We start from the raw sequence: 22,557 nt of genomic DNA, 5'->3' as shown, positions 1-22,557 counted from the left end.
GCCCCGCTCTGACTGGAGCGGGGCGGTCCTGATTTCGCTGGTCGAACCGCGGTGCCTAACCGGCGTGATGCGGCTCCGCGAGCGGGGGAGTCTCGGCGGGGCGCTCGCCCCGGCGAGGCTCGCGCTGCTCGTTCTCGAAGGAACGGGCGCGGGCCCAGTTGCGGCCGACGCGGCCACGGGGGCGCGGGGCGGGGTCGATCTCGGTTCCAGGCCGGATGACGGCGCGGAGCGAGGCTGCCGCCAGCGGCATGACCTGCTTGCCGTTGTAGGTCTCCAGGATGGCGTTCTCGTCGCCGACGAGGCCGAGCACCGAGAGCGTCGGCGGCACCAGCACCTCGCCGAGGGCGTGGTAGCCGGCGGCGGAGGGGTGGAACTGGTCGGCGCCGAACCAGAAGGCCGGGGTGGCCTTGAAGGCCGGACCGAGGACGTCACCCAGTGACACGGTGTGGCCACCGGCGCGGATGACGTGGAAGATCTGCCCGGCGGCGATACGGATCGACCAGGCCCGCATGATCGACCGCAGCGGCGGCAGGATCGGGGTGGCGGTGCTGAGGTCGGGAACGGTGCCGACGAGCACCGGCACCCCGGCTTCCTGGAGCCGGATGACGGCCTGGGCGAGGTGGCTCACCGCGACCCGCGGGCGCACCCGGCGGATCACGTCGTTGGAGCCGACCAGGATGACCGCGATGTCGGCGTCGGCGGCGATCGCCTTCTCGACCTGCGGGTGCAGGTCGGAGGACTTGGCGCCGATCTCGGAGAGGTCGTGCAGACGCACCGGCCGGTGCGCCTTCTCGGAGACCCCGGAGGCGAGGACGGCGCCGGGCGTGTCCTCGACCTCGGTCATCCCATAGCCCGCGGCGCTCGAGTCCCCGAGCAGCGCGATGCTGAGGGGACGTCCCGGATGCCGCGCTCCGTACCACCCGGTCGGGGAGGGGGCCACCGGCATCTTGACCTGGTGCGTCGCCCTGACGGCAAGCGCCGCTTCCGCGACGAGGACCCCGGCGAACGCGGCCGTCGCGGCCAGAACTCCACCGCCGGCGTACGCGGTCTTGCGAGCCAGACTCTTCTTCGCCACGGGGACCACTCTAAAGTCTTTGCCCCACTACCGGGCACTCAGTATCGGGATATAGGGGATCTCACCTAGTGGACATACGCTGTCGGCATGGAGTACGTGGACTCGCTTCTCGACCTTATCGGCAACACTCCGCTCGTGCGGCTGGGGCGTGCACTGGACGGCGCCGGGGCTCTGAAACCCGGTGCCGGACCGCTGGTTCTGGCCAAGGTGGAATACCTGAACCCGGGCGGTTCGGTGAAGGACCGCATCGCCACCCGGATGATCGAGGCGGCCGAGGCCTCCGGTGAGCTGAAGCCCGGCGGGACGATCGTCGAGCCCACCTCCGGCAACACCGGTGTCGGCCTGGCGATGGTCGCCCAGCAGAAGGGCTACAAGTGCATCTTCGTCTGCCCTGACAAGGTCAGCGAGGACAAGCGCAACGTGCTCAAGGCCTACGGCGCCGAGGTCGTCGTCGCGCCCACCGCGGTGCCGCCGGAGCACCCCGACTCCTACTACAACGTCTCCGACCGGCTCGCTTCGCAGCCCGGCGCCTGGAAGCCGAACCAGTACGCCAACCCCAACAACCCGCGCTCCCACTACGAGGAGACCGGCCCCGAGATCTGGCGCCAGACCGAGGGGAAGATCACCCACTTCGTGGCCGGCGTCGGCACCGGCGGCACGATCTCCGGGATCGGCCGCTACCTCAAGGAGCAGAACCCTGACGTCCAGGTGATCGGCGCCGACCCCGCCGGGAGCGTCTACTCCGGCGGCAGCGGTCGGCCCTATCTGGTCGAGGGCGTCGGTGAGGACTTCTGGCCGGAGACGTACGACCGCGATGTCGCCGACCGGATCATCGAGGTCTCCGATGCCGACTCCTTCGCCTACACCCGCAGGCTCGCCCGCGAGGAGCAGATGCTGGTCGGCGGCAGCGCCGGCATGGCTGCCTACGCCGCCAAGCAGCTCGCCGAGGAGCTGGCCGGCACGCCGGAGGGCGAGAACGCCGTGATCGTCGTGCTGCTGCCCGACTCCGGGCGCGGCTACCTGACCAAGGTGTTCAACGACGAGTGGCTGGCGCAGTACGGCTTCGCGACCGGTGAGGCGGGCAAGCAGACCGTCGGCGACGTGCTGCGCGGTAAGTCCGGGCGGCTGCCCGACCTGGTCCACACCCACCCCGGCGAGACGATCGCCGAGGCGGTGCACATCCTGCAGGAGTACGGCGTCTCGCAGATGCCCGTCGTCCGCGCCGAGCCGCCGATCGTGGCCGCCGAGGTCGCGGGCTCGGTCTCGGAGCGGACCCTGCTGGAGGCACTGTTCACCGGCAAGGCCAAGCTGACCGACCCCGTCGAGGAGCACATGTCCCCGCCGCTGCCCTCGATCGGCTCCGGCGCCGACGCGCACGACGCCGCCCACACGCTGGGCTCCTCCGATGCGCTGCTGGTGCACGAGGACGGCAAGCCCGTCGGTGTCCTGACCCGCCAGGACCTGCTCTTCTTCCTGACCAGCTCCTGAGGCCGCGGATACCCTCCCCCCTAGCGGGGGAGGGTGGCGTACGTCATGATTCGTCGTCATGATCGCGTACCCCCGCACGCGCCGGTCGGCCATTGCCGCGGCCTCTCTGATCACGCTGTTCACGCTCACCGCATGCGGGGGCGGCGACGGCGGCAGCGGGGGCGGCGACCGGCCCAGCGTCGAGGACATCCAGGGACAGATCACCCAGAGCAGCGGCGACCAGGTCACCGAGAAGCAGGCCACGTGCCTGGCGAAGACCTACTACGACTCGGACCTCTCCGACGAGGCGGTACGCCTTCTGGTCGAGGCCGAGGACGTCTCCACGATCAGCCCGGAGGATCTCTCGAAGGCGGACCAGAAGGCCAGCAAGGAGCTCTACGAGCCGCTGGTGAAGTGCCTGTCGCCGGCTGAGTAGTCGCCGTTCGGCGCCGGTCGTAGCCAGGTGTCGGCCACCCGGGCGAGGTCCTCACGACCGGAGACCCCGGTCTTGCGGCTGATGTTGTGCAGATGCGTCTCCACGGTGCGGGTGCTCATCTCGAGGTCTGCGGCCAGGGAGGCGGTGGTGGGGCCCTCGGGCAGCAGCCGGAGCACCTCGCTCTCCCGCCCGGAGAGCCCGATATGGGTCGCCGCGCGACGGAACATGCCGGCTCGGCTGCCGGAGATCTCGGAACGCTCCCACGCGATGTCGAGAGTCTCGGCGGCGCCGGCCAGGTCGCCGGCCTCGCGCTGCAGGATCGCCAGGGAGATCGCGGCTCTGGTCACGAACACGAGGGCGCCGGCATCGGCGAGCTTCACGATCGCCTCGCGGAGGCCGTCGATGTCGCCGGCCGCGGTGGTCGCGGCGTACGCCCCCATGCCCTGCAGCAGCGGGCTCTCGGTGCCGGCCGCGAGGCTGGCGGCCCGGGTGATGTGCTTGTTCTCGTTGGCACCGCGCTCGACCGCCTCGACGGCGAGGAAGATGCCCCCGGTGATGTAGCCGGCGTCGAGTCTCTGGCCGACGAGCTCGCACAGCTCCTTGAGGCTCGGCATCCGGCCGCTGGTCGGTGCCATGATGCTGGCCACCATCCCCGGCCAGGGACCGAAGGCGACCTTCGCGCCACCGATCTGGGAGGCGAGGCTGCGGGCGTACTCGGGGCGGCCCTGCGCCATCGCGATCTCGGCGCCGAGGGTCAGGATGCCGGTGTGGGCGACGTCGCGGTAGGCAGCGACGCTCGAGGAGGAGAGGCTCTGGAACGCGGCCTGGCTGGCCTCGGTCAGCCGGCCGGCGATGCTCAGACCGAGTACGCAGAGGTAGGCGTGCGCCTGGATGAGCATGGCGCTGGAGCTCTGGTTGGCGGCCTCGAGCTGGTCGCGGGCGAAGTCGATGCCGCGTTCCAGGTCGCCACCGAGCATGTCGGCGAGGCCGATGAGGAAGGCATGCAGCCCTGCGGGCTGCGGGTTCTGTGGGTGCTGGCTCTCCAGCAGGTTGCGTGCCTGCTCGACCATCCCGGCGGAGAGGAGGCGCTCGGCGGCGACGACGCCGAGCATCTCGGGACCGACCGTGTCGCGCGGGTCGGGCTCGACCGTGGGTACCTCGGGGACGTACTCCGTCTGGAACTGCAGATGGGCGCGGGAGGCCTCGAGCGTCGCGGCGAAGGTGGGCAGCCGCTTCAGCCCGTCGTCGAGCACCCCCTTGGCGGCGTTCAGGTCGCCCAGCTCGACCGCCTTCCAGGTGGCGAACCAGGCCAGCATCCAGGCCGACTCCTGGGTGTCGGTCAGCGGCGTGCGCCGCTCGACCTCCTCGATCTGGTCCCTGGGCGCGGCCGTGTTGCGGAGTGCGACCAGCAGCGGCAGCGCCGTCTCCGCCGAGGGCATCTCGGTCCAGGACCGGCGTGCGCGGGTCACCTCGTCGGCCATCTGGCGCAGCGAGCGCTGGTGGAGCACGGCGGCGTCGGCGCCGCGGGGCCGGTGGGTGGCGTAGTCGAGGAGCGGTTGCTCGGCGGCGAGGTGGTTGCGGGCGATCACCAGCCCGAACGCGGAGCCCTCGGTGATCAGGTAGTCGCCGATGAGCGGCGGGTAGAGGCCCACGACCCCGCTGCCCGGGCCGTCCTCGCTGTGCCGTGCCAGGCCGTGGGCGAAGAGCGCGTCGAGGACGTTGCGCTCGAGCATCTTCTCGGCCTCGTCCAGCGGCACCGGACCCGTCACCGCGAGCGCGGTGGCGCCGTCCCAGGCGTCCTGGTCGAGCCCGGCGACGAGCGGTTCGACGGCCGAGGCCAGCTCCGGAGCCCAGCCCGTACGCCGCGGCAGCCGCCACAGCCCGTCCAGCTGCTCCAGCACTCCTGCCCGCGGCCCGACGGTGGCGATGGCCCGGACCAGGCCGAGCAGGCCGCCGGTCGCCATCGCGATCCGGGCCAGGGACCCGGCCTCCACCGGGCCGCCGAGGATCTCCCGGCACACTTCGTGCACCTCGTCGACCTCGAGCGCGGGGGAGCGCACCTGGACCGACGGGGCGATGCCGAGCATCAGCGTGTTCTCGGCGACGGGATGCTGATGGCGGCTGCTGGTCACGGCCAGGAGTCGTCGCTGGCGGTGGATGTTGCGCAGGGCGCCGACCGAGTAGGTGTCGAGCGCGTCGGCGTCATCGACCACGAGCACGGTGCCGTTGCCGAGCTGTTTGGTCAGCGCCGTGGTCATCTCGCCGACGGTGCGGCGGGGGCCGGTGGGGGTCGCGCTGCCGATGCCGGCCGCGGTCAGCGCGGCGAACGGCTCGTTCTGCCAGGCGCGGTGGCCGCTGATCTGGAGCACGGATCGGCCCTCGTCCTCGAGCCGGTTGGCGACCAGGGAGCAGAGCTCGCTGCGTCCGGATCCGCGGGGGCCGACCAGATGGACGCTCAGGCCTGCGCCGACGTAGTCGATGACCTCGTCGACGACCCGCGCGAGGACACCTTCGCGATCCGGCATGCTCACCCCCTACCTCAAGGTACATCCAAATGCATACCTGATTTTCTGTGGGGACGCTGTATCGCCCGCGTATTCGGTCTACTGATACGCAGGTTACCTGTTTACAGTACGTAAACAGTCCGCCTGAGACCGCAACGTCTGGCCCTGGATGATGAGATAGTGATCTCACGGGCTGAGGTACACCTTGGCCTGTGCAGCACCACTGAGTGACACCAGGTCGCCGCATCAGCTCCCCCATCTGTTGCGGTCCTGGTGACACGAAGACCACAGAGCCCGGCCGTCCCGGACTCGAGGTCGCGATCATCCCCCCGCGGTCGTGACCTCGAGCCCAGGGCGGCCGGGTTTCTTTGTGTCTGCTACCCGACCGAGGTGCGGTGGCTCACAAGAAATGACCCCCATCGGAGGGGGTGCTGAGGTGCGTGGGACAGCAGTGACATAGTGACTGACGTGGACAGCGTCCTGGAGTTAGCCAGGTGGCAGTTCGGCATCGTGACCGTCTACCACTTCCTGTTCGTCCCGCTCACGGTGGGACTCACCATGCTCGTCGCCGTGCTGGAGACGATCTGGCTGCGTACGAAGAACCCTGAGTGGCTTCGGCTGACGAAGTTCTTCGCGAAGCTCTTCCTGATCAACTTCGCGCTCGGTGTGGTCACCGGGATCGTGCAGGAGTTCCAGTTCGGGATGACCTGGTCGGACTACTCCCGCTTCGTCGGAGACGTCTTCGGTGCTCCGCTGGCGATCGAGGCGCTGCTCGCGTTCTTCCTGGAGTCGACCTTCCTCGGCCTGTGGATCTTCGGCTGGGACAAGCTGCCGCGGGCGCTGCACAACGCGTGCATGTGGATCGTGCACCTCGGCACCCTGGCGTCGTCGTGGTTCATCCTGGCGGCCAACTCCTGGATGCAGCACCCGGTCGGGTACAAGTTCAACGAGGTCACCGGCCGCGCCGAGCTCACCGACTTCTGGGCGGTGATGTTCAACAAGGTGCAGCTGGGCACGTTCCCGCACGTCATCCTCGCGGCGTACCTGACCTCGGCCGCGTTCATGCTCGGCATCCTGGGTTGGCTCTACCTGCGCCGGCCGGGGAAGGACAACGCCGAGCGTCCGATGTATCGCCGCGGGATGGTGCTCGCTGCGTGGGTGATGGCCATCTCGGGGATCGGCGTGGCGGTCTCGGGTGACATCCAGGGCAAGATCATGACCGAGGTGCAGCCTATGAAGATGGCGGCTGCGGAGGCGCTGTGGGAGACCTCGGACTCGTGTGCGCCGTTCTCGATCCTGACCATCGGCACCCGCGACGGGAAGCACGAGAAGTGGGCGCTCGAGGTGCCCTGCGTGCTCTCCTTCCTCGGCACCGGCACCTTCGACGGCAAGGTCGAGGGCATCTACGACCTGCAGGAGAAGTACCGGGAGACGTACGGCTCGACGCCGGGTGCGACCTACTACTCGCCGGGCGACTACACCCCCAACATCCCGGTCACCTACTGGACCTTCCGCTGGATGATGGGGCTCGGCGTGGTCGGCAGTCTCGTCGGCTTCGCGGTCCTGTGGCTGACCCGCCGGGGGCGTACGCCTTCGGGGCTGGTCGGACGCGTCCTGCCTGCCCTGGCGATCTCCGCGCCGGTGATGGTGCTGCTGGGCAACTCGATGGGCTGGATCTTCACCGAGATGGGGCGTCAGCCGTGGGTGGTCTTCGGGGTTCTGACCACCGCCAACGGGGTCTCGCCGGGCGTCGAGCCCTGGGAGGTGTGGATGTCGCTGATCGGGTTCACGCTGCTCTACGCCGTGCTCGCGGTCGTCGAGGTCGGGCTGCTCATCAAGTATGTGAAGAAGGGTCCCGACCCGTTCGTCGAGCCACCCGACCCCTCCCTGCGCGGCTCCGACTCGGATGCCGACGAGCCGATGAACTTCGCGTACTGAGGAGCCTGCGATGGAACTCACGACAATCTGGTTCTGCCTCATCGCGGTGCTGTGGATCGGCTACTTCGTCCTCGAGGGCTTCGACTTCGGCGTCGGCATGCTGCTTCCGGTGCTGGCCCGCGACGACCGCGAGCGGCGCGTCATGATCAACACGATCGGGCCGGTCTGGGACGGCAACGAGGTCTGGCTGCTGACCGCCGGAGGGGCGACGTTCGCGGCGTTCCCGGAGTGGTACGCCACGCTGTTCTCCGGCTTCTACCTGCCGCTGTTCCTCATCCTGATCGCGCTGATCGTGCGTGGCGTCGCTTTCGAGTATCGCCACCAGCGGCCCTCGGTCACCTGGGCCGGGTGGTGGGACCGCGCGGTGATCTTCGGGTCCTACGTCCCGGCGTTCCTGTGGGGCGTGGCCTTCGCCAACATCGTGCGCGGCGTGCCGATCGACGCCGACTTCGAGTTCACCGGCACAGTGCTGACCCTGCTCAACCCCTACGGTCTCCTCGGTGGACTCGTCACGCTCTCGTTGTTCGTGACCCACGGGGCGATGTTCATCGCGCTCAAGACCGACGGCGAGATCCGCGGCCGGGCTCGCGCGCTGGCGCTCAAGGCAGGGGTCGTCGCGGCCGTGCTCGCCGTCGTGTTCCTGATCTGGACGCAGGTGCTCACCGGCAATGTCGCGACCGCGGTGATCTTCGTCCTGGCCGCTCTGGCGCTCGTGGGTGGGCTGGCGGCTGCGTACGTCGGTCGGGAGGGGTTCGCCTTCGCCGGCACCTTCGTCGCGATCGGGCTGGCCGTGGCCGGGCTCTTCGTGGGGCTCTTCCCCGACGTGATGCCCTCGAGCACCGACGTCGCGAACTCGCTGACCACCACGAACGCCGCGGCGACGCCCTACACGCTGAAGCTGATGACCATCGTCGCGGCGGTGTTCACGCCGATCGTGGTGGGCTACCAGGCCTGGACGTACTGGATCTTCCGCAAGCGGATCTCGATCCATCACATCCCCGCCGCTCATTGACATGCGTCCGAACGACCCTCGCCTTCGCGCCCAGCTGACCGTCGCCCGCCGGCCGCTGGCCGTGGTGGTTGCGGCGGGGATGCTGGGGGCGGTGCTGCTGATCGTCCAGACGTACGCCGTCACCGGACTGCTCATCTCCGCGATCCGTGGCACGGGGTCGGTGAGCGGCTGGGCGCTGGCGGTCGTGGCCGTCTTCGCCGGGCGGGCCGTCGTCGGGGTCGTCTCCGACGTGGCCGGTGCCCGTTCCGCCGGTGTCGTGGGCGCGGACCTGCGGCGTCGGGTGGTCGGCGCGATCCTGCGCGGCCGGTCGGGGAGCTCGGGCTCGCTCTCGGCGCTGGCCACGCGCGGGGTCTCAGCGGCCGAGCCGTACCTGACGCGCTACGTGCCTGCGCTGGTGCTGGCGTGCGTGCTGCCCGTCATGGTGCTCGCGGTGATCGCCTGGACCGACCCGCTCAGCGGTCTCATCGTGGGGCTCACGCTGCCGCTGATCCCGATCTTCGGGGTGCTGGTCGGCCTGGCCACGCGTGACCAGGCGGCCGGCCAGTGGCGAGCGATGTCGGCCCTGGCCGGTCACTTCCTCGACGTGATGAAGGGCCTGCCGACCCTGGTCGCCTTCGGCCGCGCCACGGCCCAGTCGCGTGTGATCGCCAAGATCACCGACAGCTACCGCCGCCGCACCCTCGAGACCCTGAAGATCGCGTTCGCCTCCTCGGCCGTGCTCGAGCTCGTCGCCACCATCTCCGTCGCCCTGGTGGCGGTGATCATCGGCGTACGGCTCGCCGCCGGCGCGGTCGACCTGCAGACGGCGCTCGTGGTCCTGCTGCTGGCCCCCGAGGCCTACTGGCCGCTGCGTCGCGTCGGCACCGAGTTCCATGCGGCCGCCGAGGGCACCGCCACCCTCGAGGCCACCGCAGACCTCTCCTCGCGAGACGTCGCCGACTGCCATCTCGACCGACGGGAGCGACGCCTCGGCATGTCTCTCGACGAGGTGGGACTGACCTACCCGGACCGCGAGCGGCCCGCTCTGGCGCCGGTCTCCGCGACGGTCCCCGACCGGGGGATCACCGCGATCGTCGGCCCGAGCGGTTGTGGGAAGTCCACGTTGCTGGCGACGATCGCGGGGCTGCAGGAGACGTACGACGGTGCCGTCGAGCTCGACGGCCAGACCCCGGCCGCGGGCGAGGAGTGGCGGCGACGGTTCGCGTATCTGCCCCAGCGCCCGGTCTTCGTCAGCGGGACCATCGCCGACAACCTGCGTCTGGGGTCGCCGGGGGCGACCGAGAGCGACCTGTGGCAGGTGTTGAAGAGGGTCGCGCTCGCCGACCGGATCGCCGAGCTTTCCGGTGGTCTCGGTGCTGACCTCGCCGAGGACGGCCGCTCGCTCTCGGCCGGTGAGCGAGCCCGGCTGGCGCTGGCCCGCGTCGTACTCTCCGATCGTTCCTGGGTCCTCCTCGACGAGCCCACCGCCCATCTCGACCCCGACACCGAACGGATCATCGCCGACACCGTCACCGACCTCGCCCGCGACCGCGCCGTCGTCCTCGTAGCCCACCGCCCGGCCCTCATCGACATCGCCGACCAGGTCATCACCCTCCCCGCCGAAACCGCAGAAGTGGCGGCCGAAACTGCACCTTTGGTGAGCGAGACCGTAGAAGTGGCTGCCGAGACCGCAGTTGTGGCGAACGAAAGTGGAGTTTCGTTCCCCACAACTACCGATTCGGCCGCCACAACTACCGATTCGGCTGCCAAAAGTGAGGATTCGGCGCGGGTGGCGCTGTGGGGGTCGGCGGTGGTCGGTGGGCTGAGCTGGGCGTCGGGGGTGGCGCTGACGGCGCTGGCGGGATGGCTGATCATCAAGGCCTCCCACCACCCGGTGATCATGACGCTGGTGGCGGCGATGGTGGGGGTGCGTACGTTCGGGATCGCGCGGCCGGTGCTGCGTTACCTGGAGCGGTTGTGGTCGCACGACAGTGCGCTGCGGCTGCTGGCCAGGCGACGGGTGGAGATCTACGACGCGCTGGTGCCGTTGGTGCCCGGCGCGCTCCCCGGTCGCCGCGGAGACGTCCTGGCCAGCGTCGTCGACGATGTCGACGCGGTGCTCGACGAAGAGCTGCGCGTGCGGCTGCCGATCCGGGAGTACGCCGTCGTGGCGGCCCTCGCGGTCCTGGCGACCATGCTCATCGACCCGGTCGCGGCGGCCTTCACGACGGCCACGGTGCTGGCGGCGGGCGCCGCCTTCGGGATTGCGTACGCAGGTGCAGCACGTGCCGAGAACGTCTCGGTCACGGTGCGGGCGAGGGTGTCCGAGCAGGTGGTCGAGGCGACCCAGACGGCGACCGAGCGCCGGATGTGGCAGGCCGGTGAGCCCGTGCTGCGGACCCTCGACGACCTGGCCGGCACTGCCACCAGGGCGACCACGACAGCGGCGGCGGCGTCCTCGCTGGCCAAGGCCATCGTGCTGGTCACCGCCGGCGGGGCGGTCGCCGCGACCGCTGCCTACGCGACCGTCGGCGACGGTCCGATGCTCGCGCTGCTCACCTTGGTCCCGCTGGCGCTCGCCGAGCCCGCGGCGACCCTCGCCGACGCCGGCGCGGCCCGGGCCCGCACCCGTGCCGCGCAGCGCCGTCTCGACGACCTCACCAGCCGCCCGCCGGCGGTCGAGGCCCCGGAGCACCCGGAGCGGCCCGCCGACGACACCACGATCACGATCACCGATGTCACTGCCCACCCCGGCGGTGCCCAACCCGGCGGTGGCCCGGCCGTCGAGATCCCCGACCTGCACGTCGAGCCGGGCGCGCGGATCGGCATCGTCGGCCCCTCAGGCTCCGGGAAGAGCACCCTGGCCGCGCTGCTGCTGCGCTTCCTCGACCCGGACACCGGCACGATCACGCTCGGCGGCCGGTCCACCCGCGACCTGGACCCTCAGGACGTACGGAAGATCGTCGGTCTCGTCGACGACGACCCGCACGTGTTCGCCTCCAGCCTCGTCGAGAACGTGCGCCTGGCCCGGCCCGAAGCGACCGACGACGAGGTCGAGCAGGCGATCCGGCGCGCCCGTCTCGGCGACTGGCTCGATGCCCTTCCCGCGGGGTTGAAGACCAGGCTCGGCGACGGCGCCGCCGAGGTCTCTGGCGGTGAACGGGCCAGGCTCGCCGTGGCGAGGTCGCTGCTGGCAGGGCACAAGGTCCTGGTTCTGGATGAACCTTTGGCCCATCTGGACACCGCGACCGCCGCGTCGCTGGCGCGTGAGGTGCTCGCGCGGGAGGATGACTCGACAGTTGGCCCAGAGCCCGGCCCAGAGCCAGGCGCGGAGCCTGGTCCGCATGGCGGCACGAAAGCCGTACTGTGGATGACTCACACATCGACCGGACTGGGGCTGACCGATACCGTGGTCTCCCTTCAACGAATGGGGGAAGTGAGACGGTGTTGACCGAGACAAGGACGATCCGGGTCTACCTGCTCGACGACCATGAGGTCGTGCGCCAAGGGTTGACGACGCTGCTCGACAGCCATGACGACATCGCGGTCGTCGGCCAGGGCGGCACCACCGCCCAGGCACGCGAGGACATCGACCGTCTCCGGCCGGACGTGTGCGTCCTCGACGCTCGCCTGCCCGACGGCTCGGGGATCGAGGTGTGCCGTGAGGTCCGTGCGGCCTACCCGGAGATGCTCGCGCTCATCCTGACCTCCTATGACGACGACGAGGCGCTCTTCTCGGCGATCATGGCCGGGGCGAAGGGCTACGTCCTCAAGGACATCCGCGGCAACGACCTGGTCGAGGCGATCCGCACCGTATCCGGCGGCGGCTCGCTGCTCGACCCGCTGATGACCGCGAAGGTCATGGAGAAGATGCGCAACCCCGATGGCGAGTCGCCGCAGATGCAGGCGCTCACGCCCCAGGAGAAGCGCCTGCTCGCGCTCATCGGCGAGGGCCTGACCAACCGGGAGATCGCCGGGCGGATGTTCCTGGCCGAGAAGACGGTCAAGAACTACGTCTCCAGCATCCTGGCCAAGCTCGGTGTGCAGCGGCGCACGCAGGCGGCGCTGATGGCCAAGGAGCTCCTCCACCCCCGCAAGGGCAACTGACCCTCAGACCCCAGCGGTGATCGGCACCTGCCAGATCAGCTCGGTCCCGCTGGGGGAGCACGGCCCGATCTCGAGCTGACCGCCGAGCTGGACCGCGCGGACGCGGGCGTTCTTCAGCCCGCTCTCCTCGGCCTCGTCGGGGACGCCGCTGCCGTCGTCGCGTACGACCAGCCTGATCTCGTCGTCCTGAAGGGTGAGCTCGATCTGGGCGCTGTGGGCCTGGGCGTGCCGGGCGAGGTTGGAGACCGCCTCGCGCAGCACCGGGAGCAGGTGGTTGCGGACCGCCTCAGGCACGGCGGTGTCGACCGGCCCGGTGATCTTGATCTCCGGGGTGAAGTCCATGACGCCCGCGTACTCGCGGATGACGTCGCGCACCTGGGCCCGCAGCGAGGAGGCGTCGTGGTTGCTGAGGTCGAAGATGGAGCCGCGTACGTCCTTGATGGTCTGGTCCAGCGCGTCGACCTGCTCCGAGAGCCGCTTGGGCAGGTCCTCGACCCGCTGCGGGTTGCGGCCCAGGGTCTCGAGCTGGAGCCCGATCGCGAAGAGGCGCTGGATGACCACGTCGTGCAGGTCGCGGGCGATCCGGTCGCGGTCGGTGATGACGGCGAGGTCGGCCCGGTCCTCGACCGCGCGGAGGCGGTCCAGGGCGAGGGCGGCCTGGCCGGCGAAGCCGAAGAAGAGCTCGCGCTCGTGCTCGTCGTGAGCGGCACAGGCCTTGTCGTAGATCGCCAGCAGGGCGCCGCGCCCGGCCAGCGAGGAGCGCACCGGAGCGACCACGACATGGAGCCCGTCGACCTCGAGGTCGAGCGGCTCGACGATGCGACGGTCGATCAGCAGCGGGACCTTCTCGGTCACCGCCCGGACCCGCTCCTCCTGACCGGGCGCGGCAGCGACACCGGAGACGAGACCGTGCTCGATGCGGGTGCCGGCGCCGACCCCGATCGCGCGCATCAGCGGAAGCGCGGTCTCGCACATCCGCTCGAGCGCGACCAGGTGGTCCAGCGGCGGGGTCAGGGCACGGCTGAGCTCGGCGCTCGCCTCGAGCCACTTGCGGCGCTGCTCGCTGAGCTCGAGCTCGCGCACCTTGTCGATCTGGGCGCCGGCGGCGCGGGCGAGAGCGACGACGAGCTGCTCGTCGTGGGTGGTGAAGTCGGCACCGCCGACCTTCTCGGACAGGAGCAGGTGGCCGAAGTCGTGGTCGTCGATGCGCAGCGGCACCTCGATGAACTTGCGCTTGCCGGGGTCGCCGGTACGCAGCGCGTGGCTGCCACCGCCGTCGTCGGTGCGGGGTGCGATCATCCGGAGCTGTTCGCGCGGGACGGTGTCCCCGCCGGCGGCTTCGGCTTCGAGGGCGGCATCGCTGTCGCCGTCCGTGTCGAGGCGGGCGCGGCGACCGCGGCTCTTGCCGACGACCTGCAGCGTCGGCTCCTGCTGGTTGCCGTAGGTGATCAGGTTCTGCAGCTCGCCGTCGAGGTCGAGGACGCCGAGGGCGCCGTAGCCCGCCCCGGTCAGCTCGCAGGCGGAGCGGGTGATCCTCTCGAGCATGGCGCTCAGGTCGAGCTCGCTCGACATCGCGATGACCGCGTCCAAGAGCGAGCGCGCCGATGGCTCGAGACCGGTCAGGTCCTCGGTCGCGTCAGTGGTCACTTGTCAGAGTCTGTCGTGCCGGACCCGGTCGCGTCCACATATCGGCAACAGTTTCTCCACTGTCAGCCTCAAACTCACGCGAATGCTTGCGTTTGGTCATTGATCCGCGATGTCGCCATCAACGTAGAGCCACCGTCCGGCACGCACCTCGAACCGGCTGTGCTCGGCGAGCACTCCGGCGCCCGACGGCGCCTGGTAGGACGCCCGGAAAGCCACCCAGCCGTGGGTGGCGTCATCGAGCCCGGAGCCCTCGATCTCCAGCCCCGTCCAGGTCAGCCGCGCGTCGGGTGCGGCCACGCCCAGATCGTCGGGGCGGGTCCCCGGATGCCAGGTGCGGAAGATGTAGTCCCAGTCCCCGAGGGCGTACGCCGCATAGCGGCTGCGCATCAGCTCCTCCGGCGTCTCGGCCAGGGCACCGCCACGGTGCAGCCGGTGGCAGCACAGCGCATAGCGCAGGCCACTGCCGCACGGGCACTCCTGGGGCAGGGGCGAACCGTTGGCGGTGCGGCCGAAGGGGGACATGCGCCCATTGTGTACCGGAAAGGACGCATTCTCGTCGTGGGCCCGGAGTGCCCCGACTATGGTGTGGGGGTGGCTCTCAAGCGCATACGGCTCGGGACGGCGGGGGTGCTTCGGTGACGGATGTGAGCATCTGTCTGCTGGGCCCGTTGGTCGTCACGCGCGCAGGCGAGCCCGTAGAGGTCCCGGGGCGACGCCCGCGCACGCTCCTGGCGCTGCTGGCTCTGGAGGCCGGCACCCCGGTCTCCGCCGACCTGCTCGCCGACCGGATCTGGGGCGAGGAGCTTCCCGACAACCCGCGTGGCAGCCTGCACACCTACATCGGGCGGCTGCGTCGTGTGCTCGGCAAGGAGGTCGTACGCCGCGCCGCGGGCGGTTACATCCTCGACCTGCCCCGCTCCTCGGTGGACGCGCTCGCGTTCATCGACCTGCTCGACGCGGCCGAGGGACCACAGGCCTATGACCGGCTCGAGGAGGCCATCGAGCTGTGGCGCGCCGAGCCGTTCGACGAACCCGCCGGTGAGGCGCTGGCCGAACGCACCCGCCCGTGGCTGGTCGACCGCTACCTCGCCGCGCTGGAGCGTCGCGCCGAGCTCGACATCGCCGCCGGGCGGGCCGCGAAGGCGGTCGCCGAGGTCCGCCGGGTGGTCGGCGATCATCCGCTGCGCGAGTCCCTGTGGGTCGTGATGCTGGACGCGCTGGACGCCGCGGGGCGTACGGCCGAAGCGCTGGAGACCTATGAGGAGGTCCGGGCTCGGCTGGCCGACGAGCTCGGCGCCGACCCCGGCGCGGAGCTGCGCTCCACGTTCACCCGGCTGCTGGCCGGCCCCTCGCCGGCCCCGGACGTCGAGGTCTCCCCAGGGCAGGCGACCGTGCCCGCGCAGCGCGTCTCGGAGGAGGACATGGTCCCGAGACAGCTCCCGGCCGACATCCCCAGCTTCTCCGGTCGCGAGGCCGAGCTCCGCCTGCTCGACGCGGTGACGATCTTCCACGACGCCGGCTGGCCGAGCGTGGTCGCCGTGCACGGCATCGGTGCGGTGGGGAAGACCGCGTTCGCGGTGCACTGGGCTCGTGCCCGGACCGAGCACTTCCCCGACGGTCAGCTCTTCATCGACCTGCGCGGATTCGGGCCGGGCGAGCCGCTCTCTCACGCCCAGGCGCTCACGACCCTGCTCATCGGTCTCGGCGTCGACGCCGCCTCGGTGCCGTCCGAGGTGGACGCGGCATCGGCCCTGCTGCGTACGACCCTCGCGCAGCGGCGCATGCTGCTCATGCTCGACAACGCTCGTGACTCCACCCAGGTGCGACCGCTGCTGCCGGGTGGTGACTCGCTGGTGCTGGTGACCAGCCGGAGCCAGCTGCGTGGCCTGGCGACCAGGGAAGGCGCCCGCCGGCTCGCGCTGGACACGCTCGCCCCGAGGGAGTCGGCGGCCTTCCTGAAGCAACGGCTCATCGACCGGGTGGCCGACGAGGCGGACGTACGTGCCCTGGCGGACAGGTGCGGACACCTGCCGCTGGCTCTTGCCGTCGCGGCCGAGCGCTGCAGCCGCTACCCCGATCTCCCGCTGACCGACCTGGTCGCCGAGCTCGACGGCGAGACCAGCAGGCTGGCGGCGCTGGAGGCACCGCTCGACCCCATCTCCGACCTGCGCGCGGTCTTCTCCTGGTCCTACGACTCCCTCGACGAGGAGTCGCGGCGTGCCTTCCGCCTCCTCGGCCTCCGCCCGGGCCACGAGATCGGGATGCCCGCGATGGCGGCGCTCTTCGCCGTCGACATCGCCGCCGCCCGACGTCTGGTCGACAAGCTGGTCGACGCCAACCTCGTCCGCGAGCACCGCCCCGGACGCTTCGTCCTCCACGACCTGATCCGCGACTACGCCCTGGAGATGGGCTCCGAGGAGGAGTCCGGCGAGGCGCTGCTGCGGTTGGTGAGCTGGTACACCCACTCCCTGGTCGCTGCTTCCGAGGCCGACGGCCGGTCCTTCCGGCTGATGAGCCTCGACCCGGTCGTCGACGGCGTGACGCCACTGAGCTTCGCCACCTCGCAGCAGGCCCGCGCCTGGGGTGACCGGGAGTGGCTGACCATGGGCAGCGCCGTACGTCTCGCCGTGCGCGCGGGGCTGCTGGGTCCCGCCTACCAGCTGGTCAACAAGATGTTCAGCCTCTCGATGCGGCATCCGCCGGCCGAGACCGTCCCCCTTCAGGAGCTCGGTCTCGACGCCGCTCTCCGCGCCGGTCAGCGCGTCGACGCGGCCTACATCCGCAACCAGTTCGGGATCAGCCGGGCGCGGGTCGGTGACCTGACGCGGGCGATCTCGGAGTTCCGTGACGCCGCCGAGGTGTTCCGTGAGGCCGGGATCGCGGCCGGTCTGGAGATGGCGCTGTCCAACTGCGGCCAGGCGCTGAGCATGATCGGCTCCCTCGACGAGGCCGTCGCGGTCCTCGAGGAGGCGTACGCCGTCGCGGACGCGGCCGGGATGGACGACCGTGCCCGCGCCAGCCTGATCGGGCTGGCCGAGGTCTACGTCCGGATGGAGCGCTACGAGGACGCCGTGCGGCTGGTCGAGGAGGAGATCGGCTACGCGTCCGTCGACGTCGACTCCTCCGCCTCGCCGCGGATGACCCTGGTCGATGCGCTGATCGGCCTGCGGCGCCACGCCGAGGCCGAGACCCATCTGCGACTGGAGCTGGCCCACCGCCTCGAGGAGCGCAACCGGTGGGGTGAGGCCAACGTCCTCGTGCGCCGCGCCGTGATCGAGCGCGAGACCGACCGCGTCGCGCAGGCCCGGGCGACGCTCCACGAGGTCGTCGCGATCCTGGACGAGGTGGGGGAGCTGGACCGCACCGCGCTGACCCGGGAGCGCGTCGAGGATCTCCTCGCCAGCGTCGGGTCGGCCGCATCCGCGGATCGGGATGTCGACGCCGAGGCCGCCCAGGGGTTGAGCAGCGGCGTAGCGTTGCGTCCGTGACTGCCGCACCCACGATCAGCACCCTCGGCCAGCTGCGCGCCAGCGGCCATGTGTTCAAGTCGCTCCGCGAGGAGATCCGGGACAACCTGCTGGCGAAGCTGGCAGCCGGAGAGGACCCCTGGCCCGGACTGCACGGGCTGGAAGAGACCGTCATCCCGCAGCTCGAGCGTGCCCTGATCGCCGGCCACGACGTCGTCCTGCTGGGCGAGCGTGGTCAGGGAAAGACCAGGCTGCTGCGTACGTTGGTGGGACTGCTCGACGAATGGACCCCGGTCATCGAGGGATCCGAGCTCGGCGAGCACCCCTATGAGCCCGTCAGCGTGGGGTCCCAGCGGTTGGCCGCGACCGCCGGTGAGGCGTTGCCGATCGCGTGGAAGCACCGCTCCGAGCGCTACTCGGAGAAGCTGGCCACCCCCGACACCTCCGTCGCCGACCTGATCGGCGACGTCGACCCGATGAAGGTCGCCGAGGGGCGCTCGCTCGGCGACCCGGAGACGATCCACTTCGGCCTGATCCCGCGCTCCCACCGCGGCATCGTCGCGATCAACGAGCTGCCCGACCTGGCCGAGCGGATCCAGGTCGCGATGCTCAACGTGATGGAGGAACGCGACATCCAGATCCGCGGCTACGTGCTGCGGCTGCCTCTGGATCTCCTGGTGGTGGCCTCGGCGAACCCGGAGGACTACACCAACCGAGGCCGGATCATCACCCCGCTGAAGGACCGCTTCGGCGCCGAGATCCGCACCCACTACCCGCGCGAGCTCGACGCGGAGATGGCGGTCATCCGGCAGGAGGCCGCCCTGGTCGCCGACGTACCCGACCACCTGCTCGAGATCCTCGCCGTCTTCACCCGCCACCTGCGTGCCTCCTCCGCGGTGGACCAGCGTTCCGGGGTCTCGGCACGCTTCTCGATCGCGGGCGCGGAGACCGTCGCCGCCGCGGCGCTGCACCGTGCCACCGTGGCGGGGGAGCCCGATGCGGTCGCTCGTCTCGTCGATCTGGAGACGGCCGTCGAAGTGCTCTCCGGCAAGATCGAGTTCGAGTCCGGCGAGGAGGGCCGCGAGGCCGAGATCCTCACCCACCTGCTGCGTACGGCCATCGCCGAGACCGTCCGCAAGTCCTTCCGGGGCCTCGACTTCGCGCTCCTCATCGACGCCATCGAGGACGGCCGGATGGTCACCACCGGCACCAAGATCTCCGCCCGCGCCTTCCTGGAGGGCCTGCCGGTCCTGGGCGAGTCCGACCTCTACGACCAGATCGGCGACCGCGTCTACGCGGCCACCGGCGGTCCCAAGAACGACGGCCAGCTCGCCAGCGCCATCGAGCTCGCCCTGGAAGGCCTGTTCCTGGCGAGGAAGATCGGCAAGGACACCGAGGGCGGCGAGACGATCTATGGCTGATCCGGCCGGCGGCACACCATGAGCCGCTACAAGAAGTACGCCGGGGGTGACCCGCTCGCGCCGCCGGTCGACATCGCCGAGGCGCTGGACGCGATCGGCGAGGACGTGATGTCGGGCTACTCGCCCGAGCGGGCGATGCGGGAGTTCCTGCGGCGCGGGGGAGAGGACCAGCGCGGGCTCGACGACCTCGCCCGGCAGGTCGCCGAGCGGCGCCGCGAACTGCTGCAGCGGCACAACCTCGACGGCACCCTCGAGCAGGTGCGGGAGCTGCTGGACAGGGCGGTCCTGGAGGAGCGCAAGCAGCTGGCCCGCGACGTCACCATGGACGACGGCGACCGCGCCTTCCGGGAGATGCAGATCGACAACCTCTCGCCGAACACCGCCGCCGCGGTCAGCGAGCTCGCCTCCTACGACTGGACCTCGCGCGAGGCCCGCGAGGCCTACGAGGAGATCAAGGACCTGCTCGGCCGCGAGCTCCTCGACCAGCGGTTCGCCGGGATGAAACAGGCGCTCGAAGGGGCCACGGACGAGGACCGCGAGGCGATCGCGGAGATGCTCCGGGACCTCAACGAGCTCCTCGACAAGCACAATCGCGGTGAGGACTCCCAGGAGGACTTCGAGGAGTTCATGGCCAAGCACGGCCAGCACTTCCCCGAGAACCCGCAGAACATCGACGAGCTGCTCGACACCCTCGCGCAGCGCTCGGCGGCCGCCCAGCGGATGCTCAACTCGATGTCGGCCGAGCAGCGACGCGAGCTGATGGAGCTCTCGGCGCAGGCGTTCGGGTCGCCGGCGTTGATGGAGCAGATGGCCCAGCTCGACGCCAACCTGCAGGCAGCACGGCCCGGCGAGGACTGGTACGGCTCCGAGGAGTTCGGCGGCGGCGAGGGCCTGGGACTCGGTGACGGAACCGGCGTGCTGCAGGACATCGCCGAGCTCGACCAGCTCTCCGAGCAGCTCCAGCAGTCCTACGCCGGCTCGCGGCTCGATGACATCGACCTCGACGCCCTCTCCCGCCAGCTCGGCGACCAGGCCGCGGTCGACGCGCGCACCCTGCAGGAGCTCGAGCAGGCGCTGCGCGACTCCGGCCAGCTCGAGCGGGGCTCCGACGGCGACCTCCGGCTGACCCCGAAGGCGATGCGCCAGCTCGGCAAGGCCCTGCTCCGAGACGTCGCCCAGCGGCTCTCCGGACGGCAGGGCGAACGCGACCTGCAGCGTGCCGGTGCGGCGGGTGACCTCTCCGGCTCCTCACGGCCCTGGGCCTTCGGCGACACCGAACCCTGGGACGTACCTCGCACGATCACGAACGCCGTCATCCGGGAGGTCGGCGAGGGCCGGCGTGGCCCCGGAGTGCGCCTGAGCGTCGACGACATCGAGGTGCAGGAGACGGAGGCGCGTACGCAGGCAGCGGTCGCCCTTCTGGTCGACACCAGCTTCTCGATGGCGATGGATGGCCGGTGGGTGCCGATGAAGCGGACCGCGCTGGCCCTGCACACCCTGATCAAGAGCCGGTTCCGCAATGACGACCTGCAGCTGATCTCGTTCGGCCGCTATGCCCAGACGATGGAGATCGAGAAGCTGACCGCCCTCGACGCGATCTGGGACAAGGGCACCAACCTGCACCACGCGCTGCTGCTGGCCAACCGGCACTTCCGCAAGCACCCCGGCGCCCAGCCGGTGCTCCTGATCGTGACCGACGGCGAGCCCACCGCCCACCTGGAGCCGGGCGGCGACGTCTGGTTCTCCTACCCGCCCCATCCGGTGACGATCGCGCGGTCGGTCGAAGAGCTGGAGAACTCCCGTCGCCTCGGCGCCCAGACGACCTTCTTCCGCCTCGGTGACGATCCCGGTCTGGCCCGATTCATCGACTCCATGGCCCGCCGCGTCGAGGGCCGCGTCGTCGCGCCCGAGCTGGACGACCTCGGCGCCGCCGTCGTCGGCTCCTATCTCGGCGACAGGACTGCGCGGCGTACGTCGAACACCTACGGCGGCTATCCCGATGCGTTCGGGGGCCGTGGGTGGTGGGCCGGCTGAACCGAGTTAACTCGGTGAGCATCCGGCCACGTAACCTGCGCTCGTGCCCGAGGAGACGCTGAACGTACTTGCCCTTCTCGCGCTCGCGGCCCTGGCCGCCGGCTATGTGGACGCGGTGGTCGGCGGAGGCGGGCTGATCCAGCTCCCCGCGCTGCTGCTGTTCCTCCCCGGCGCCGCGCCGGTGCAGATCCTGGCGACCAACAAGCTGGCCTCGATCTTCGGCACCTCGATCAGCGCGGCGACCTACTACCGGCGTGTGGGCCCGGACCCGAAGACCTTCATCCCGCTCATGATCCTCGCGTTCGCCGGCTCTGCGCTGGGGGCGGGGGTGGCGTCGTACCTTCCCGAGTCCGTCTTCGAGCCCATCGTCCTGGTCGCGCTGATCCTGGTCGGGGCGTGGGTGCTCTTCAAGCCGTCCCTGGGCGAGGCGACGGAGCTGAGGTACGACGGCCACCGGCACCTGATCGGCGCGATGGTGGTCGGTTTCGCGGTCGGCTTCTACGACGGCGCTCTGGGCCCCGGGACCGGCAGCTTCTTGGTGATCGGGCTCGTCGGCCTCCTGGGCTACTCGTTCCTGGAGGCGAGCGCGAAGGCGAAGATGGCCAACGTCGCCACCAATCTCGCCGCCCTGATCGTCTTCATCCCGCAGGGTGCGGTGCTGTGGAAGACCGGCCTGGTGATGGGGGTGTGCAACCTGATCGGCGGCTACCTCGGGGCGCGGACGGCGGTGGCGAAGGGCGCCGGGTTCGTACGCGTCTTCTTCATCGTCGTGGTCGCCGGGTTCATCATCCGCATCGGCGGCAGCGTGCTGGGACTGTGGTGATGGGGGCTATGGGGTGACGCACTACCTGACCATCGCCCGTGACGGTGCGGTCGAGATCGAGGAGAAGCGCTCCCGGTTCCTGTGCACGCTCGCCCGGGTCGAGGACGAGACCGACGCGCGGGCGGTGGTCGAGCGGCTGCGCAAGCAGCACTGGGACGCCCGCCACACCTGCTCCGCCTTCGTGATCGGCCCTCCCCCCCAGCCCGTCGAGCGCTCCAACGACGACGGTGAGCCGGCCGGCACCGCGGGCGCCCCGATGCTCGAGGTGCTCCGCGGCGCGGGAGTCTCGGACACGGTCGCCGTGGTGACCCGCTGGTTCGGCGGGACGCTGTTGGGTGCAGGAGGACTGGTGAGGGCCTACTCGGACGCCGTCCGGACCGCGTTGGCCGAGGTCGGGACGGTGAGGCGAGAGCTCGTCCGGGAGTATTCGATCGAGGTTCCGTACGACGCCTCCGGCCGCCTCGAGACCGACCTTCGATCGTCCGGGGTGGCCGTCCTCGACACCACCTACGGGGCCGCCGTGACCCTGCGGATCGGGGCCCCGCCGGCCGAGGAGAAACGCCTCGAAGCGCTGCTCGCAGAACTCACCGCAGGGGCGTCTGTGCTGGTCCCCGGCACGGACCAGTGGGTCGACCGTCCCTGACGTT

The 22,557-nt window shown here is 70.6% G+C and carries 15 protein-coding genes; 11 read left to right on the top strand and 4 right to left on the bottom strand.

Annotated features, from left to right (window positions below; genetic code table 11):
* Window positions 1-55: 55 nt before the first annotated feature.
* Window positions 56-1,075, bottom strand: a complete 1,020-nt coding sequence (locus tag ACFU7D_RS00430) for an SGNH/GDSL hydrolase family protein (protein ID WP_378861825.1) — start codon at window positions 1,073-1,075, stop codon at window positions 56-58.
* Window positions 1,076-1,162: 87 nt separating this feature from the next.
* Between ACFU7D_RS00430 and ACFU7D_RS00425 the strand changes: the two genes are divergently transcribed.
* Complete coding sequence (locus tag ACFU7D_RS00425) at window positions 1,163-2,563, top strand: cystathionine beta-synthase (protein ID WP_378861822.1); 1,401 nt, start codon at window positions 1,163-1,165, stop codon at window positions 2,561-2,563.
* A gap of 58 nt (window positions 2,564-2,621) precedes the next feature.
* The gene (locus ACFU7D_RS00420) at window positions 2,622-2,978 is read left to right on the top strand and encodes a hypothetical protein (protein ID WP_378861819.1); all 357 of its coding nucleotides are present in this window, start codon (window positions 2,622-2,624) and stop codon (window positions 2,976-2,978) included.
* Here ACFU7D_RS00420 and ACFU7D_RS00415 read toward each other — a convergent pair.
* Complete coding sequence (locus ACFU7D_RS00415; protein WP_378861816.1) at window positions 2,939-5,503, bottom strand: LuxR C-terminal-related transcriptional regulator; 2,565 nt, start codon at window positions 5,501-5,503, stop codon at window positions 2,939-2,941. The genes ACFU7D_RS00420 and ACFU7D_RS00415 overlap by 40 nt on opposite strands.
* Window positions 5,504-5,950: 447 nt before the next feature.
* On the opposite strand from ACFU7D_RS00415, the gene ACFU7D_RS00410 reads away from it, so the two are divergent.
* From ACFU7D_RS00410 to ACFU7D_RS00395, 4 genes are read left to right on the top strand one after another with little or no spacing between them, the layout of a single operon-like run.
* Complete coding sequence (locus ACFU7D_RS00410) at window positions 5,951-7,420, top strand: cytochrome ubiquinol oxidase subunit I (protein ID WP_378861813.1); 1,470 nt, start codon at window positions 5,951-5,953, stop codon at window positions 7,418-7,420.
* Between the two features lie 10 nt (window positions 7,421-7,430).
* Window positions 7,431-8,432 carry a cytochrome d ubiquinol oxidase subunit II gene (cydB, locus tag ACFU7D_RS00405; protein WP_378861811.1) on the top strand — a complete coding sequence of 334 codons (1,002 nt, stop codon included), beginning with the start codon at window positions 7,431-7,433 and terminating at the stop codon, window positions 8,430-8,432.
* A 1-nt stretch (window position 8,433) separates the two neighbouring features.
* Window positions 8,434-11,862 (top strand): thiol reductant ABC exporter subunit CydD, encoded by a 3,429-nt coding sequence (gene cydD, locus ACFU7D_RS00400; protein ID WP_378861808.1) that lies wholly within the window; start codon window positions 8,434-8,436, stop codon window positions 11,860-11,862.
* The gene (locus ACFU7D_RS00395) at window positions 11,856-12,518 is read left to right on the top strand and encodes a response regulator transcription factor (protein ID WP_091050516.1); all 663 of its coding nucleotides are present in this window, start codon (window positions 11,856-11,858) and stop codon (window positions 12,516-12,518) included. Before cydD ends, ACFU7D_RS00395 begins: the two co-directional genes overlap by 7 nt.
* A gap of 3 nt (window positions 12,519-12,521) precedes the next feature.
* Here ACFU7D_RS00395 and ACFU7D_RS00390 read toward each other — a convergent pair whose 3' ends face one another.
* Both ACFU7D_RS00390 and ACFU7D_RS00385 read right to left on the bottom strand, forming a co-directional pair.
* The gene (locus ACFU7D_RS00390) at window positions 12,522-14,165 is read right to left on the bottom strand and encodes a sensor histidine kinase (protein WP_378861805.1); all 1,644 of its coding nucleotides are present in this window, start codon (window positions 14,163-14,165) and stop codon (window positions 12,522-12,524) included.
* A 96-nt stretch (window positions 14,166-14,261) separates the two neighbouring features.
* Complete coding sequence (locus tag ACFU7D_RS00385; RefSeq protein WP_378861802.1) at window positions 14,262-14,687, bottom strand: YchJ family protein; 426 nt, start codon at window positions 14,685-14,687, stop codon at window positions 14,262-14,264.
* 113 nt (window positions 14,688-14,800) lie between these two features.
* Between ACFU7D_RS00385 and ACFU7D_RS00380 the strand changes: the two genes are divergently transcribed.
* From ACFU7D_RS00380 to ACFU7D_RS00360, 5 genes are read left to right on the top strand one after another with little or no spacing between them, the layout of a single operon-like run.
* Window positions 14,801-17,653: a BTAD domain-containing putative transcriptional regulator gene (locus ACFU7D_RS00380; RefSeq protein ID WP_378861799.1), complete on the top strand. Its 2,853-nt coding sequence runs from the start codon at window positions 14,801-14,803 to the stop codon at window positions 17,651-17,653.
* Window positions 17,650-19,053: a magnesium chelatase gene (locus ACFU7D_RS00375; RefSeq protein ID WP_378861796.1), complete on the top strand. Its 1,404-nt coding sequence runs from the start codon at window positions 17,650-17,652 to the stop codon at window positions 19,051-19,053. Before ACFU7D_RS00380 ends, ACFU7D_RS00375 begins: the two co-directional genes overlap by 4 nt.
* 18 nt (window positions 19,054-19,071) lie before the next feature.
* On the top strand, window positions 19,072-21,087 hold the full coding sequence (locus tag ACFU7D_RS00370; protein ID WP_378861793.1) for a hypothetical protein: 2,016 nt from the start codon (window positions 19,072-19,074) through the stop codon (window positions 21,085-21,087).
* 43 nt (window positions 21,088-21,130) lie between these two features.
* Window positions 21,131-21,910 (top strand): TSUP family transporter, encoded by a 780-nt coding sequence (locus tag ACFU7D_RS00365; protein WP_378861790.1) that lies wholly within the window; start codon window positions 21,131-21,133, stop codon window positions 21,908-21,910.
* Window positions 21,911-21,923: 13 nt separating this feature from the next.
* A complete protein-coding gene (locus tag ACFU7D_RS00360) occupies window positions 21,924-22,553 on the top strand; it encodes a YigZ family protein (protein ID WP_378861787.1) in 630 nt (209 codons plus the stop codon).
* The last annotated feature ends 4 nt before the right edge of the window (window positions 22,554-22,557 follow it).

The organism is Nocardioides sp. NPDC057577 (genome assembly GCF_042801335.1).
Lineage (GTDB): Bacteria > Actinomycetota > Actinomycetes > Propionibacteriales > Nocardioidaceae > Nocardioides.
Note: the sequence above shows the minus strand (reverse complement) of the source record. Positions and strands in the feature narration are given on the sequence as shown.

Coding starts and splice junctions, on each gene's coding strand:
- ACFU7D_RS00425 (WP_378861822.1), top strand. CDS start 1,163: ATGGAGTACGTGGACTCGCTTCTCGACCTTATCGGCAACACTCCGCTC.
- ACFU7D_RS00420 (WP_378861819.1), top strand. CDS start 2,622: ATGATCGCGTACCCCCGCACGCGCCGGTCGGCCATTGCCGCGGCCTCT.
- ACFU7D_RS00415 (WP_378861816.1), bottom strand. CDS start 5,503: ATGCCGGATCGCGAAGGTGTCCTCGCGCGGGTCGTCGACGAGGTCATC.
- cydB (WP_378861811.1), top strand. CDS start 7,431: ATGGAACTCACGACAATCTGGTTCTGCCTCATCGCGGTGCTGTGGATC.
- cydD (WP_378861808.1), top strand. CDS start 8,434: ATGCGTCCGAACGACCCTCGCCTTCGCGCCCAGCTGACCGTCGCCCGC.
- ACFU7D_RS00385 (WP_378861802.1), bottom strand. CDS start 14,687: ATGTCCCCCTTCGGCCGCACCGCCAACGGTTCGCCCCTGCCCCAGGAG.
- ACFU7D_RS00370 (WP_378861793.1), top strand. CDS start 19,072: ATGAGCCGCTACAAGAAGTACGCCGGGGGTGACCCGCTCGCGCCGCCG.